Below are 14,639 nucleotides of genomic sequence, written 5' to 3'. Positions count from 1 at the left end.
TGCCGCGTTTTTCAGTTTGTTGGCCAGACAAAATCAGTACCGGGGCTATGGCCCCGGCTCTTTATGGGTGAAAGTTTTGCCACAGCTCGGGATGCTTGTCCGGGCGCGAGATAAATTGAAAACGCGCCGGTTCCTCAACGAATTGCTGGTAAACAGGTGCGGAAGTAATCGAGAACTCCGTATATTGTCGGGGCGTTACGGCCTGCAGTCGTCCGGGAATGTAACGCGGATTATGCTGCCAGATAACGTTGTTTCCCTGCAGTAACGGGTACCACGCCAACCCTTTATGCGCACGCACGGCATCGTACTCAAAACCATATTCACGATCGCACCACGCGCCAAAGGTTAACGGGACATCCGGATCTGCGGATATGGTCGCATGCCCCCAACCGGGTGGTACCAACACTTTCTCACCGGGTCCGGCGATTACAGCAAAACAGCGGCCTGGGTCGTCCTCAACATACTCCTGCATATAGATTATCGCTTTTCCCTGCCAGATTTCGTACAGCTCCGGCGGGGACCAGCCGCTGTGCTGGCTGATACGATGAATATGTCCCTGACTACGCACCGGCTCTTCCCCCAACCGTCCCGCCGCATAGGTCACCACGCCAAATAACAGCATCCGCTTTTTCAACTCTTCGCGATCCTGCATTCGCGCCACATCCATCGCAATGGCATACACCTCTTGCGGCCCCTCACAATGCGGATCGCACAGTGAGGCGCGGATGTCATCGAGTTGCCGAATTTCCGGCATCGGCCCGGTAACCTCATCCCCATAGCTAAAACCAAGCGGGTGATGATGAACCGTCATATCGAGGCCGTACGAATGCGCTAAGTCAGCCATTCTGTACCTCCTTCGCCTGAACCCTCTTATTTTCCTCAATGACCCTTATTCTGAAGCCCCTGGCGAGCGCCGCATAATCATGTCCCGCAATCCCTGGCCATACGGCGAGCGCCGACAGCACCTCTTCTCCGGTATTGATTAACCGGTGCGCGGTAAAGCCGGGGATAATGTGGACGGATCCGGCGAATACCTTTTCCAGCCTCGCGTCGCCCTGTTCGGTTTGCAACAGCAGCAAACCGGTGCCACGCAGACCAAAATAGACTTCCCCCTGTTCGCGACGCGCATGGAAATGCCCGCGGGTCATAAAATACTCGCAGCCGACCCGGCCAGGATAAAGATGGGTAACGCCGGTGTAGAGTTCACCTTCAGCGGAAGACGTATCCAGCATCTCAACGTCATACACGACATGCTCGCCAGCCAACTGCTGACGGGCGTTTTCATCGGCAAAAACGTCAGTAAGATCCTGAATACGGGTAGATTTGCGCAATAACGGGCCATCGGCCAAAGCGCCGCTTGCCCACGCCACCTGCGGTGGCTGGATAAAAGAAAGGTTCATATGTGTCTCCGGCCCGAGGAGAACAACAGGATCAGATTAGCAGATTAATCGATTAACCTGCTAATTCTGTCTGCATATTGCGGGCCGGATCACAGCCTCAAGGGGCCAGTGCCAGCACCTCTGCCACCCACTGCTGGAATCCCTCAACGTCAAGATCCAGCGCAACCTGCGCATTTGCCGGATGCCCCAAGCGTCCTTCGATGTCCACCACCGTCGTACCCGAGGTATATTCGCCCTGGGTTTCAACCGCCACGAAACACGGCTGCAGGGTAAACAGTTCCGGGCGCACCAGCCAGGCAATGGCACACAGATCGTGCATTCGCAGCCCCGTATTCATACTGCCGCTACGGTAATGGCTAAACAGCGCATGCAGCATTTTCCCCGTCTGGTTAAGTTGGGGGAGCGTCGCCAGATAGTCCGGGGCAAGCATAGCCTGATTAGTGACATCCAGCCCACACATCACAATCTCCAGCCCGCTCTGGAAGACTTTCGCGGCGGCCTCGGGATCGATAGCAATATTAAACTCGGCGTTGGGTGTGAAGTTCCCGCGTCCGGCAGAGCCGCCCATAATCACCAGACGGTGAATGTTGAATACGCATTCAGGATAATGGGTCAGCAGCAGCGCAATGTTGGTCAGCGGGCCAATTGCCACCAGCGTCACGGGCTGCGGGGCATGCATCAGCGCATCGCGAATCGCCTGGAAGGCGGGTTTTGCCATCGCCTGCCGGTCGTGCTCGACAAATTCATACCCTTCCATACCGGACTCGCCGTGCACGGAAGCGGCATCACGCAGCGGTCGCACCAGCGGCATTGATGCTCCCTGCGCCAGCGGAACATCCGCATTCCAGAAGTGCAGCAGTTGCAACGCATTACGGGTGGTTTTTTCCACCGACACATTGCCTGCTACCGTGGTCATCAGTTGCAGATCCAGCTCAGGGGCAAACAGCGCGGCGGCAATGGCCGCGGCATCATCAATGCCGGGATCGGTATCAAGAATGATCGGTAAGCGCATGGTTTCTCCATAAAAAATGCCAGACGTTAAGTCTGGCATCTTCTCATAATCGTAACCGGAAAGACTTACTCTACTTCACGAACATCCACACGCAGCTCTTTCGGCACTTCGAAAACGATGTTCTCTTCGCGGCCTTCCAGTGGGATCGCTTCCCCACCGCCAAGCTCTTGCAGGCGAGCAATCACGTTTTGCACCAGGATATCCGGCGCCGAGGCTCCGGCCGTCACGCCCACACACTTCGCTTCTTTCACCCACGCTTCCTGAATGTCGGTCGCATCGTCAATCAAATACGCCGCTTTCCCCATTCGCTGGGCCAGTTCAGCCAGACGGTTGGAGTTAGAGGAGTTCTTCGAGCCGACCACCAGCACAACATCAGCCTGTTCCGCCAGCGCGCGAACCGCTTCCTGACGGTTGGTGGTGGCATAACAGATATCGTCTTTGCGCGGCCCGACAATTTTCGGGAAGCGTTGACGCAGCGCATCAATAACGTCAGAAGTGTCGTCAACGGAAAGCGTTGTCTGCGTCATGAAGGATAATTTTCCTTCATTTTTCACATTCAGTTTCAGCACATCATCCGGTGATTCAACCAGATACATTCCCCCTTGCGGGTTGCTGTACTGGCCCATTGTGCCTTCGACTTCCGGGTGCCCGGCGTGCCCAATCAGAATGGATTCTTCGCCACGACGACTGGCGCGGGCAACTTCCATATGCACTTTCGTTACCAGCGGGCAGGTCGCATCAAAAACCGTGAGGTCACGGCCTTTGGCTTCGTTACGCACCGCCTGAGATACGCCATGAGCGGAGAAAATCAGGATCGCGCCATCCGGCACTTCGCTGATTTGCTCGATAAAAATAGCGCCGCGCTCGCGCAGGCTATCCACCACATAGCGGTTATGCACCACCTCGTGACGGACATAAATCGGTGCGCCATAAATAGCCAGCGCGTTTTCCACAATGCTGATAGCGCGGTCTACGCCAGCGCAAAAACCGCGCGGGTTGGCCAACAGGATCTGCATTTTACGCCTCCAGTGCCGGTTCGACTTCCAGCACTTCAATATCAAAATGAACGGTATGCCCGGCCAGCGGATGGTTGAAATCAACCGTGATCGAATCACCGTTGATTTCGCGGATCACGCCAGGCATCTCACTGCCGTCCATTGCGGTAAAGAGCATGATAGCGCCAATTTCTGGCTCGCCCGCGTCCATAAATTCCCGACGCGAGAAATACTGAATTAAGTCCGGACTTGACACGCCAAAGGCGGCATCCGGTTCCAGAGCAAAAGTGGTTTTATCACCTTCTTTTAGCCCCAGCAGGTGTTGTTCCAGTCCTTCAGACAGAGAACCGTCGCCCAAGCGAAACAGCGCAGGCTTGCCGTTATTGCGGGTTGACTCTGCGGTGGAGCCATCGTCGAGCTTAAGGGTGAAGTGCACCAGCACCGCACTGTTACTCTGTACTGATTTAGACATGCAGGTTGCTCTTTAAAATTGCTGCCGCCTGTTTGCCCGGTGGCGATACGCTTACCGGGCCAACAAGGATCGCAGTATATTGTAGGCCGGATTAGCATAGCGCCATCCGGCATTTTTTTATGCGGCTTTTTTCTCTTTCGACGGCAGGAAGCCTTCGAGAACAATCAATGCCGCGCCGATACAGATAGCAGTATCGGCCAGATTGAAGGTCGCGAAATGCCAGTCGCCGACGTAAAAGTCAATCATATCAACCACGAAGCCGTGCCACAGGCGGTCGAACAAGTTGCCCAGTGCACCGCCAATGATTAACGCATACGCGATGTTGTTCAGCTTTTGCGTCGCCTTCGAGCGATACATCATCACCATCAGGATGACGCAAATACCGATGGCGATGCCGGCAAAGAACCAACGTTGCCAGCCGCCGCTGTCGGCTAAGAAGCTAAACGCCGCACCATAGTTACGCGCGTAGTGCAGATTAAGCGACGGAAACAGCGACACCGTATCCCCCAGAGCAAAGTTCTGGAGGATCAGGTATTTGCTGCCTAAATCGATAATCAGCACGACTACCACCAGCCACAGCCAGCGTAGTCCTGTTGAACAAAGAGGCTTACTCATCAGGCAAACTTACGTTGTTCGCCATCACCGGCGATGTTGCTGACACAGCGTCCGCAGATATCTGCATGTTCCGCCACCTGGCCGACGTCGGTAGTGTAATGCCAGCAGCGCGGGCATTTCTCACCTTCGGCTTTGCTCAGTACGATTTTCAGACCTTTGAGCAGTTCGCTCTGCTGGGCATCAGCAGGAGCCGCTGCATAATCCGCAACCGTCGCACCAGAGGTCAGCAGTACAAAACGCAACTCTTCGCCCAGCGCGGTCAGTTTCGCCGCCAGCTCAGGTTCAGCGTACAGGGTCACAGCCGCTTCCAGAGAACCGCCGACTTTCTTATCCGCACGCGCCTGTTCGATGACCTTGTTCACTTCACCACGCACTTTCAGCAGTTCGTCCCAGAAGGCGTCGTTCATCGCCTCGGTTTCGCCTAAGCCAAACAGACCTTCGTACCATTCACCGGTAAAGACATACTTCTCACGATCGCCCGGCAGGTAGCCCCAGATTTCATCGGCGGTGAAGGACATGATCGGCGCCATCCAACGAACCAGCGCTTCAGCGATATGGAACAGCGCTGTCTGGCAGCTACGACGCGCCACGCTGTCCGCTTTCGCGGTGTACTGACGGTCTTTGATGATGTCGAGGTAGAACGAACCCATTTCGACGGAGCAGAAGCGCATCAGGCGCTGTACCACTTCGTGGAAGTCATAGGCTTCATAGGCTTTCAGGATTTCGTCCTGCGCCGCTTGCGCACAACCTACCGCCCACCTGTCCAGCACCACCATCTCTTCCGGTTTCACCATGTCTTTAACCGGATCGAACCCGTTCAGGTTCGCCAGCAGGAAGCGCGCGGTGTTACGGATACGACGATAGCTGTCGGCAGCACGTTTCAGAATTTCGTCAGAAACGGCCATTTCACCGGTATAGTCGGTTGAAGCCACCCACAGACGCAGAATATCCGCGCCCAGTTTGTTCATCACATCCTGCGGAGAAACGGTGTTACCGATAGACTTGGACATCTTACGGCCCTGACCATCAACGGTGAAACCGTGAGTCAGTACCTGGCGATAAGGTGCTTTGCCTTTCATGGCGGTGGAGATCATCAGAGATGACATGAACCAGCCACGGTGCTGGTCAGAGCCTTCCAGATACATATCTGCCGCATGGCCTGCAAACTCAGGACGTACGTCCACGACGGAGGAGTGGGTTGAACCAGAGTCGAACCACACGTCCAGCGTATCCGGGACTTTGACATACTGGTCAGCTTCGTCACCGAGGATATCTTTCGGATCGAGATCCCACCACGCCTGGATGCCGTCAACTTCAACGCGTTTAGCCACTTCTTCCATCAGTTCGATAGCGCGCGGATGCAGCTCTTCGGTGTCTTTGTGAACAAACAGAGACATCGGCACACCCCACGTACGCTGACGGGAGATACACCAGTCAGGACGGTTGGCAACCATCGATTCAATACGCGCCTGGCCCCAGTCCGGGATCCACTGCACGCCTTTGATCTCTTTCAGGGACTGCGCGCGCAGGCCTTTCTGATCCATGCTGACGAACCACTGCGGCGTCGCACGGAAGATGATCGGTGACTTGTGACGCCAGCAGCATGGGTAGCTGTGCTGCATCTTCTCAACGTGCAGCAGCGCACCTTTTTCGCTCAGCAGCGCAACGATTGTGTCGTTGGCTTTAAAGACGTTCACGCCGTCCAGATCCGGATAAGTACCCGCCAGGTATGCGCCGTCCGGGCCAACCGGGTTAGCGATTTCCAGACCGTATTTCTGGCTGATGACGTAGTCATCCGGACCGTGACCGCCAGCGGTATGAACCGCACCGGTACCCGCATCCAGCGTAACGTGATCGCCAAGGATAGCTGGCACATCAAAGCCCATAAACGGATGGGTAAAGCGCAGCAGTTCCAGCTCAGCGCCTTTAACGGTGCCGAGAATGGTGTATTCAGCCGCGCCAATACGCTGCATGACGCTTTCAACCAGATCTTTCGCCAGAATCACAGCCTGGCCGTCAATCTGCACCAGCGCATAGTCAAAATCAGGTGCCAGAGAGATTGCGCGGTTCGCCGGTAACGTCCACGGGGTAGTGGTCCAGATAACCAGAGAGATCGGGCCGTTGACGTCAGAAACGCCAAATTTCGCTTTCACCGCGTCCTGATCGGCGGCGTGGAACGCCACGTCGATGGACGGGGAGGTTTTGTCATAATACTCAACTTCCGCTTCCGCCAGCGCGGAACGGCAGTCAACGCACCAGTGCACCGGCTTCGCACCTTTGTGCAGGTGACCGTTACCGATGATTTTACCCAGCGCACGAATGATGTTGGCTTCGGTTTTGAAGTCCATGGTCAGGTACGGATGCGACCAGTCGCCCAGTACGCCAAGACGGATAAAGTCTTTACGCTGACCGTCAACCTGGGTCGCTGCGTATTCGCGGCACTTGGCACGGAACTCAGCGGCGGTAAACTTCTCGCCCGGTTTGCCGTATTCCTGCTCTACTTTCAGCTCGATCGGCAGACCGTGGCAGTCCCAGCCCGGAACGTAAGGCGAGTCATAACCCGTGAGTCCTTTGGACTTCACGATAATGTCTTTCAGAATCTTGTTAACCGAGTGACCAATATGAATGCTGCCATTCGCATAAGGAGGGCCATCATGCAGAATGAAGGTTTTTTTGCCTTTTTTGGCCGCACGAATGATGCCGTACAGGTCATCATCAGTCCAACGCGCCAGCATTCCCGGTTCGCGCTTGGCGAGATCGCCGCGCATCGGGAACCCTGTTTCCGGCAAATTCAGGGTTGATTTATAGTCACTCATCAGATTCTCGGTTCCGTATTTAAAACTCGTATAGGCATTAAGCCGGTTTTGTTAGCCCAAAAAATTCACGGGCAGTCAACTCATCACGCGCAATCTGCGCTTTTAGCTCATCCAGCGAGGCAAATCGCTGTTCACTGCGTATTTTTTTACGCAGTACTACATCTATATGGCGACCATACAGGTCCATTACAACGTCCAATAGATGCACTTCCAATTGTTGGCGTACGCCTGCTACCGTCGGGCGGGTGCCGATGTTGGCGACGCCGGGCAACGGTTTGTCACCCAGTCCCATCACTTCAACTGCATAAACCCCTTTCACCGGAGAAACCTGGCGACGCAGCGGTAAGTTTGCCGTCGGAAAACCGATGGTGCGCCCTAATTCATCACCGTGAACGACACGTCCTGAGATAGTAAAAGGATGCCCAAGCAGGCTTTCGGCCAGTTGCAGGTTATCTTCTGCCAGCGCCTGACGTACCGCAGTGCTGCTAATGCGCACACCGCCTTCGCAGAAGGTTTGGGTGCTGGTGATATCAAAACCATACTCAGCGCCCGCTTCCTGTAATAACAAGAAATCGCCCGCTCGGCTAGCGCCAAAGCGGAAATCATCACCAACGGCAAGAAATTGTACACCAAGGCGCTTAACCAGCAGATCGCTGATGAAGGTCTGCGCCGTTAATGCCGCAAAGCGCCTGTCAAAACGCACGCACAGCACGTAGTCCACGCCGCATTCCGCCAGATAACGCAGTTTTTCGCGCAGGCGAGTGAGGCGCGCAGGTGACTTGTCGGTCGCAAACAGCTCTAGCGGCTGCGGCTCGAAAATCATCACCATCACCGGTAAATTGCGTTTGCGCCCTTCTTCCCGTAAACCCTGCAGCAACGCACGGTGGCCACGGTGCACGCCGTCGAAATTACCAATAGTCAGCACACACCCATGCGGGGCCTGACTGAGATTATGTATGCCTCGTATCAGCTTCATGTCTGGCTCAAAACAGTGAAAATCGTGAAAGTATACCCTGTACCGCGGTCAACGTTAACCGGCGATTGTTTCTACGAAACAGAAAGAGGATTGTTTTCATTGTTATGAAACAAATTGCAGACCTTCATGGGCACGCCAATGCAATTTTTCTCGTGGAAAAGCTGTATTCACGCCACGCAAGCTGGTAGAATCCTGCGCCATCACTACGCAACGAGTGCTGCAATTTAAACGGCGCTTATTTGCACAAATCCATTGACAAAAGAAGGCTAAAAGGGCATATTCCTCGGCCTTTGAATTGTCCATATAGAACACATTTGGGAGTTGGACCTTGGCTAATATCAAATCAGCTAAGAAGCGCGCCGTTCAGTCTGAAAAGGCCCGCAAGCACAACGCTAGCCGTCGCTCTATGATGCGTACTTTCATCAAGAAAGTATACGCAGCTATCGAAGCTGGCGACAAAGCTACTGCACTGAAAGCATTTAACGAAATGCAACCAATCGTGGACCGTCAGGCTGCTAAAGGTCTGATCCACAAAAACAAAGCTGCACGTCATAAAGCAAACCTGACTGCACAGATCAACAAACTGGCTTAATCGCCTGCTTGTTGTTGCTTTGTGAAAAAACCCGCGCAAGCGGGTTTTTTTATGTCTGTCATTTGTTCGTTGGCGTAAAGAGCGCCGAGTAGTCCGCATTGCAGATACGCTGCACCGCCGGATGCTGGATCATCCTTTCCGCAAATATGGCGTGATACTCCTCCATCACATTCTCTACGCGTCCAATTTCAACAATAGAATCATCAGCATAGAAATTGTGCGAATACAGCGTAGGCGCAACGAAAATGGCGTTATGCGTTGCCCCAAACGCTTTCATCAGCGCAGCGTCATCAAACTCGCCGAGGATTTCGACATTCAATCCTTGTGAGTTAATCCAATTCAGCAGCTTACGTCCGAGCATCGAACGGCGCCCTGGGATCAGCAATCGACGCTCCTCAAGGCAGGCCGGGAATGGTTTCTCAGGCAGCGGTTTGGTGCACCAAAAACTTACGCTGCATTCGCCTATCCGCACTGAGAACAACCCTTCCTGCTGCGTAGAATCAATCGGACAGTCGGAGATAATCATATCCAGCTTATGCTGGCTGAGTTGATCCAACAGCATCTCGTGCGTTGACTCAAAACAACGCAGATGGATTTGTTCATCTTCAACCACAGCGGCATCCAGTACGCTGCTGACCAACTGCTTCGATAGCGCATCCGCCACGCCGACATCGAACAGCAAATTAGACTCTTTGCGGTAGTTCACGATATCCAGCATTTCCTGGCTTAACGTGAACATTTTGTCCGCATAGCGAAAAACTAATTCACCTAACTCACTTGGCTCCAGTCCACGCCCCTTCCGCTTAAACAATTTTCCCTGTAAGCGTTCCTCAAGCGCTTTAATCTGCCCGGTAATGGTCTGCGGTGTCAGATAAAGCGCTTCTGCTGCACCAACCACTGACCCTTCTTTATAGACATGCCAAAAGTAGTACAGATGGTTGTAATTTATATGAGACATACTCTCTCCCTGAAAATTGTCACGAAAGGGTTATCCCGTCAGGCTGATGCGTTTAACCGGGCACGTAACCAGCAGTAACCTATCACTGCCGACAACAAGGAGCCGATCAGGATCCCCAGTTTTGCCCAGTTAATCAGCTCAGGATCGACGTTGCCAAACGCCAGGCTGGCAATAAAAATCGACATCGTAAAGCCAATACCGCAAAGAATACCGACCGCCATAATCTGCTGGAAATTCGTTCCCTCCGGCAATTGCGCCACCTTGAGGCGTAACGCCAGCCAGCAAAACAGACTGATACCCAACGGTTTGCCGATCAACAAGCCGGCAATGATCCCCAGCGGTAATATCGAGGTCAGTCCATCAATAGTGACGCCCTGCAGTGAAACGCCTGCGTTGGCGAAGGCAAACAGTGGCAGGATCAGGTATGCCACCCATGGATGCAGAACATGCTCCAGTCGCTTCGCCGGTGAACGCCCATGTTTTTCCTTCAATGGAATGAAGAAGCCCACGATCACGCCCGCCAGCGTTGCATGCACGCCAGACTTCAGTACGGCAGTCCACAGCACTACGCCGACCAGAATATAAATACCGGTGCGTCTCACTCCGCACAGATTCAATCCTGCCAGAACAAGGATCGCGCACGCGGCAACGCCCAGCGACAGCAGTGAGAGATCGCTGGTATAGAACAGTGCGATAATGACGATAGCGCCGAGGTCATCAATAATCGCCAGCGCCATCAGGAAGATTTTCAACGCCAGAGGTACACGGCTGCCCAACAACGCCAGCACACCTAACGCAAAAGCGATATCCGTTGCAGCCGGGATCGCCCACCCTTCACGAGTGATAGGGTCAGCATAGTTAAATGCCAGATACAGTAGCGCAGGGACAATCATCCCCCCGATAGCGGCAATGATCGGAAAGGCCGCCTGACGCAGACTGGCCAGCGAACCTTGCATTAACTCGCGCTTTACCTCCAGACCAATCAACAGGAAGAACACCGCCATCAACGCGTCGTTGATCCACAGCAGCATATTTTTGTTGATCTCAAGCGCGCCAACCCGCAGTTGAACGGGCGTTTCCAAAAAGGCGTGGTACCATCCACTGGTAACCCCGATATTTGCCATCAGCATAGCGACCACGGCTGCGATGATCAGAATGATGCCCCCCGAGGCGTCACTACTAAAAAAACGATGCAGATGTTTCACTTTTATTCTCTCTATTGGGTGAATACTTCGTAAATACTATCTTACACCCTCAAAAAGCTCGTTAAAATTAGATTATTTGTGATTGATAGATCGGTTTTTACGAGTAAAAATTTCAGCAATCATCAAGATGTTCTGCCTGTGCCATTACCGCCAGAGAGAATGATTCCTCCTCTCAGACCTTCAAAAATTCTTGGATCAGAGTATTCTCGTATTCATTGATATATTGGGATAATAATCAAAGAGCTAAGATGGACTCGACACCTCTCCCGCAAGAAATATTGAGAACCTGGCAACGCATTGAATTTTTTCAGCCTTATACGCTTGAAAGAAAAGATAAAAGCCTGCTGATCCCACTAAAAAAACTCATTACATTAGGTGATGCTTCACTTCCGTGGCATTCAGAGAAGTTACGCCAGCAATATGACATTCCGCCGAAGGCATCATTTATTGTTCACGTAGGGCTATTTGAGAAAAATATCGTCAGCCGCATTAGTCAGGAGGTTCTTGGAACAAATGAGGAAAATGACGACGAATGCGAACAGCGTTTGGATCAGGAAGGGACAACCTGTTTTGCTAAGATGCAGTTGAACGGAGAAGGTGTACCCACGAGAGATAAACTGTCGGTAAGTTCGCTACCCTGGGCGTTGGGCCATCTTAAAAAACGTCAATTCCACAAACTCGACTCATCAGTCTTCGCGGTCGATTGTATGCATCTTGCCGATACATTCAATGATTTCTGCGTTACGTTAGAGCCCGTAAGGGAAAAAGGCCCGGGTGTATTGCGCGCAAGCAATATTCTCACGCTGCTCGACACTCATTTAACATCATGGGCGGACTTTGCACCTGAATGGCAATATGCAATACAAATTGACTGGTTTAACGGCAACAATGAGAGCCAGGACACGGAACAAGAAGAAGCTAGCGAAACGGAAGACCTCATAAGCGACAATGAAAAAGCATTAGTACTTCCCATCTTAAATAGCTTCTTTTTTGAGGATATTGAAGATGCAATGTCATCATTGGAAGACACTCGATGCCGAACACTCAATACTTACCTCACTCACCGGGTTCACAGAAACCCAGATCTCTATTCTCAGAAAGGACTAACAGCCATTATCGATAAGCTGCATCCGACTAAAATGCCTCTGGGGCGTTGGCCTTCAGAGCCAGAGCACGCGATGTCATTAATGCAGCAGTTTGCAATAAATACGGCGGTAGAAGAGCTTGCTGAAGGTGGATTACTATCAGTAAATGGGCCTCCGGGAACGGGGAAAACGACATTGCTGCGTGATTTAGTTGCGCATAATGTCGTTGAACGAGCGAGAGTCCTTGCGGGCTTCAGCAATATGGAAGATACGCTTACCCATGAAGGCTTTATCGTCCCGGAACTGACCGGTTTCGAAATGATTGTGGCCTCATCCAATAATGCAGCCGTAGAAAATATCTCTAACGAATTACCGCAAAAGAAATCGCTGGCCGAAGAATTTCGTTATCTTGACTATTTGTCCCCGACCGCAAATCAAGTTGCAGCAAAATCCCTGCCCAAATCTGCGCATAAAAGAGATAAAGATGGAAAAGGAACTGAGCGTAATTACCATCTCTTTCGTCCTCTTGCGACAGAAAAACAGTGTTGGGGATTAATTTCAGTAGCTCTTGGAAGAAAAACAAATCGTACAAAATTCGCCCAAAGACTACTGTTTGATGAGCATTTTTTACGCGACACATCAGTCGAAATGGCCAGACCGGACAACGAAAACTTTCTCAGCCTTTGGCGCTGGAAGTCTTGCCACAATAAACTCTCTTTCACCGCAGCAAAGCAGCATTTCATTCACTGCCTGAAAACAACAGAAGAGCTGCAAAAACAGTTAGCAGAATTAGCCGAACTGCTGGCAAAAAAACCTTTCTGTTCATCTGATGCTTTGTCTTCGGACATGGCAAAAGCGGCAGTGCGATGTGAAGAGCGGCTTAGCGCACTTAAGGAATTTGAAGCCGAGCGGGACGTAATTGAAAAACAGATTCAGCATGCCAGGCAACAGCAAAAAATAGAGGAAGCCGATGCACCTGGCCTGCTGACTCGTTTGCTCAATCGTAAAAAGGTACAGACTTACCAGACATCATTACGTAACACACAACAGCATCTTTTAACGCTTAGCGCATCATTAATACACAAAACACAGCTCGTTGCTGAACAGCGTAAACAACTGAATGAGGCAGACGCCCAAAAACGCCGCTTACAGCAAGAAATAGACAGGATTGCCCTGCAGCGCGAGGAAATAGAACAAAAATTGCGGGGCCTGAAGGATAAGTTTTCAGGAATAGCTCTACCTGATAGCCATAAACCCATCGATAATGCTGGCTTACAGCGCACCGCATTCTGGCAAAACGCTCAGATCAACCGCCAACGCTCACTGTTGTTTATGGCTGCGATGGATCTTCATCAAGCCTGGCTTTACGAGGCAATGGGGAGCGTTGATCGCTTTAGAGAAATGTTCCTGCTCCGCCTGAGGAATTTTTTAAATTCCCCTCATCTTGAGCCCACGCCACTCCCCTGGTGGCAAACGTTATGCATGTTTGTCCCGGTACTCTCTACAACCTTTGCCTCAGTGGGACGTATGCTGCATGGAGTAAAAGGCGGCGAGCTTGGCTGGGTAATGATCGATGAAGCTGGCCAGGCATCACCTCAACAGGCCGTCGGCGCTATATGGCGCGCCAAACGCGTACTCGTTGTGGGCGATCCGTTACAGATTGAGCCTGTATTCACCACCTCTCCATCACTGGTTAGGCACCTTTGTCAGGATCTTCTACACGAGCATGCTGAAAAGTGGAATCCAGAAAAGCTCTCAGTCCAACAGGTTGCCGATCGCGTCAATCATTGGGGCTGCGAATTAGAGATGATGAACAATAACATCTGGATTGGGATCCCATTATGGGTACATCGCCGTTGTATCGAACCCATGTTCAGTATTGCTAATAAACTGGCATACAATAACCGGATGATTCACGGGCTTGATACAGACAAAATCTGTAGTCGTCTCGTCAATGGCGGACTTGAAAACCACTGGTTGGTTTCAAGAGGGGGGTTGGGAGACAAGCAGTACCGAGATAGTCACGGTCAAAGCCTGATTACGCTACTGGACCGTCTACTCACGGAAAATATAGAGCTGGGGTCTATTTACGTTATTACTCCATTCAAGGCTGTTAAATATGCGTTGTTGGAACTGATTGAACAAAGAGAGCTGGCCAGCTGGCAACAATACTCACCGCGACTAAAACATAAAGAAATAAAAGAGTGGCAAAAAAGCTGTGTTGGTACAGTCCATACTTTTCAGGGGAAAGAAAACGACATCGTTATTTTTGTTCTCGGATGTGATGTACACAATCGCGGCGGCGCAGAATGGGCTTCGAGCAAACCTAATCTTCTGAACGTGGCCCTTACCAGGGCTAAAAAACACATTTTTGTTATTGGAGACCCATTGGTATGGAAGACATTACCCGGATTTGCAAGTGTCGCACATACCTTGCCGGAGAAAGCAGAGACAAATATCATTGTTGAACAGGTAAGCCTGGAGTGGCAGTGAGAGCTGAACCAAAAATAAAA

The 14,639-nt window shown here is 51.9% G+C and carries 12 protein-coding genes and 1 pseudogene; 2 read left to right on the top strand and 11 right to left on the bottom strand.

The annotated features are described in order from the left end of the window. Window positions 1-61: 61 nt before the first annotated feature. From OGX86_RS03710 to OGX86_RS03670, 9 genes and pseudogenes are all read right to left on the bottom strand, one after another. The gene (locus OGX86_RS03710) at window positions 62-844 is read right to left on the bottom strand and encodes a glucose-6-phosphate isomerase family protein (protein WP_286639332.1); all 783 of its coding nucleotides are present in this window, start codon (window positions 842-844) and stop codon (window positions 62-64) included. Further along, window positions 837-1,400: a glucose-6-phosphate isomerase family protein gene (locus OGX86_RS03705; RefSeq protein WP_048214973.1), complete on the bottom strand. Its 564-nt coding sequence runs from the start codon at window positions 1,398-1,400 to the stop codon at window positions 837-839. The genes OGX86_RS03710 and OGX86_RS03705 overlap by 8 nt, the downstream gene beginning before the upstream one ends. 97 nt (window positions 1,401-1,497) lie before the next feature. Further along, window positions 1,498-2,412, bottom strand: coding sequence for a ribonucleoside hydrolase RihC (gene rihC / locus OGX86_RS03700; protein WP_048214974.1), 915 nt, complete (start codon window positions 2,410-2,412; stop codon window positions 1,498-1,500). Between the two features lie 65 nt (window positions 2,413-2,477). Beyond that, window positions 2,478-3,428, bottom strand: coding sequence for a 4-hydroxy-3-methylbut-2-enyl diphosphate reductase (ispH, locus tag OGX86_RS03695; protein WP_003018925.1), 951 nt, complete (start codon window positions 3,426-3,428; stop codon window positions 2,478-2,480). Between the two features lies 1 nt (window position 3,429). Next, on the bottom strand, window positions 3,430-3,879 hold the full coding sequence (gene fkpB, locus OGX86_RS03690; RefSeq protein ID WP_003018929.1) for an FKBP-type peptidyl-prolyl cis-trans isomerase: 450 nt from the start codon (window positions 3,877-3,879) through the stop codon (window positions 3,430-3,432). A gap of 117 nt (window positions 3,880-3,996) precedes the next feature. Continuing rightward, window positions 3,997-4,494, bottom strand: coding sequence for a signal peptidase II (gene lspA / locus OGX86_RS03685; protein ID WP_003018932.1), 498 nt, complete (start codon window positions 4,492-4,494; stop codon window positions 3,997-3,999). Beyond that, on the bottom strand, window positions 4,494-7,310 hold the full coding sequence (gene ileS / locus OGX86_RS03680) for an isoleucine--tRNA ligase (protein WP_213785986.1): 2,817 nt from the start codon (window positions 7,308-7,310) through the stop codon (window positions 4,494-4,496). The genes lspA and ileS overlap by 1 nt, the downstream gene beginning before the upstream one ends. 37 nt (window positions 7,311-7,347) lie before the next feature. Continuing rightward, a complete protein-coding gene (gene ribF, locus OGX86_RS03675) occupies window positions 7,348-8,286 on the bottom strand; it encodes a bifunctional riboflavin kinase/FAD synthetase (protein WP_003829725.1) in 939 nt (312 codons plus the stop codon). Window positions 8,287-8,293: 7 nt separating this feature from the next. Then, window positions 8,294-8,509 (bottom strand): annotated as a pseudogene (locus tag OGX86_RS03670) (DUF2575 domain-containing protein). 105 nt (window positions 8,510-8,614) lie between these two features. On the opposite strand from OGX86_RS03670, the gene rpsT reads away from it, so the two are divergent. Further along, complete coding sequence (gene rpsT / locus OGX86_RS03665; protein ID WP_003018940.1) at window positions 8,615-8,878, top strand: 30S ribosomal protein S20; 264 nt, start codon at window positions 8,615-8,617, stop codon at window positions 8,876-8,878. 58 nt (window positions 8,879-8,936) lie between these two features. On the opposite strand, the gene nhaR is transcribed toward rpsT, so the two are convergent. Together nhaR and nhaA are read right to left on the bottom strand one after the other, a co-directional pair. After that, entirely contained in the window at window positions 8,937-9,836 is a 900-nt protein-coding gene (nhaR, locus tag OGX86_RS03660) for a transcriptional activator NhaR (protein WP_003829732.1), read from the bottom strand. Between the two features lie 38 nt (window positions 9,837-9,874). Beyond that, the gene (nhaA, locus tag OGX86_RS03655; protein WP_008786152.1) at window positions 9,875-11,041 is read right to left on the bottom strand and encodes a Na+/H+ antiporter NhaA; all 1,167 of its coding nucleotides are present in this window, start codon (window positions 11,039-11,041) and stop codon (window positions 9,875-9,877) included. A 248-nt stretch (window positions 11,042-11,289) separates the two neighbouring features. On the opposite strand from nhaA, the gene OGX86_RS03650 reads away from it, so the two are divergent. Continuing rightward, window positions 11,290-14,619: a DEAD/DEAH box helicase gene (locus OGX86_RS03650; RefSeq protein WP_286639329.1), complete on the top strand. Its 3,330-nt coding sequence runs from the start codon at window positions 11,290-11,292 to the stop codon at window positions 14,617-14,619. Window positions 14,620-14,639: the final 20 nt, after the last annotated feature.

This window comes from Citrobacter sp. Cpo040 (assembly GCF_030332915.1).
GTDB lineage: Bacteria > Pseudomonadota > Gammaproteobacteria > Enterobacterales > Enterobacteriaceae > Citrobacter > Citrobacter portucalensis.
Note: the sequence above shows the minus strand (reverse complement) of the source record. Positions and strands in the feature narration are given on the sequence as shown.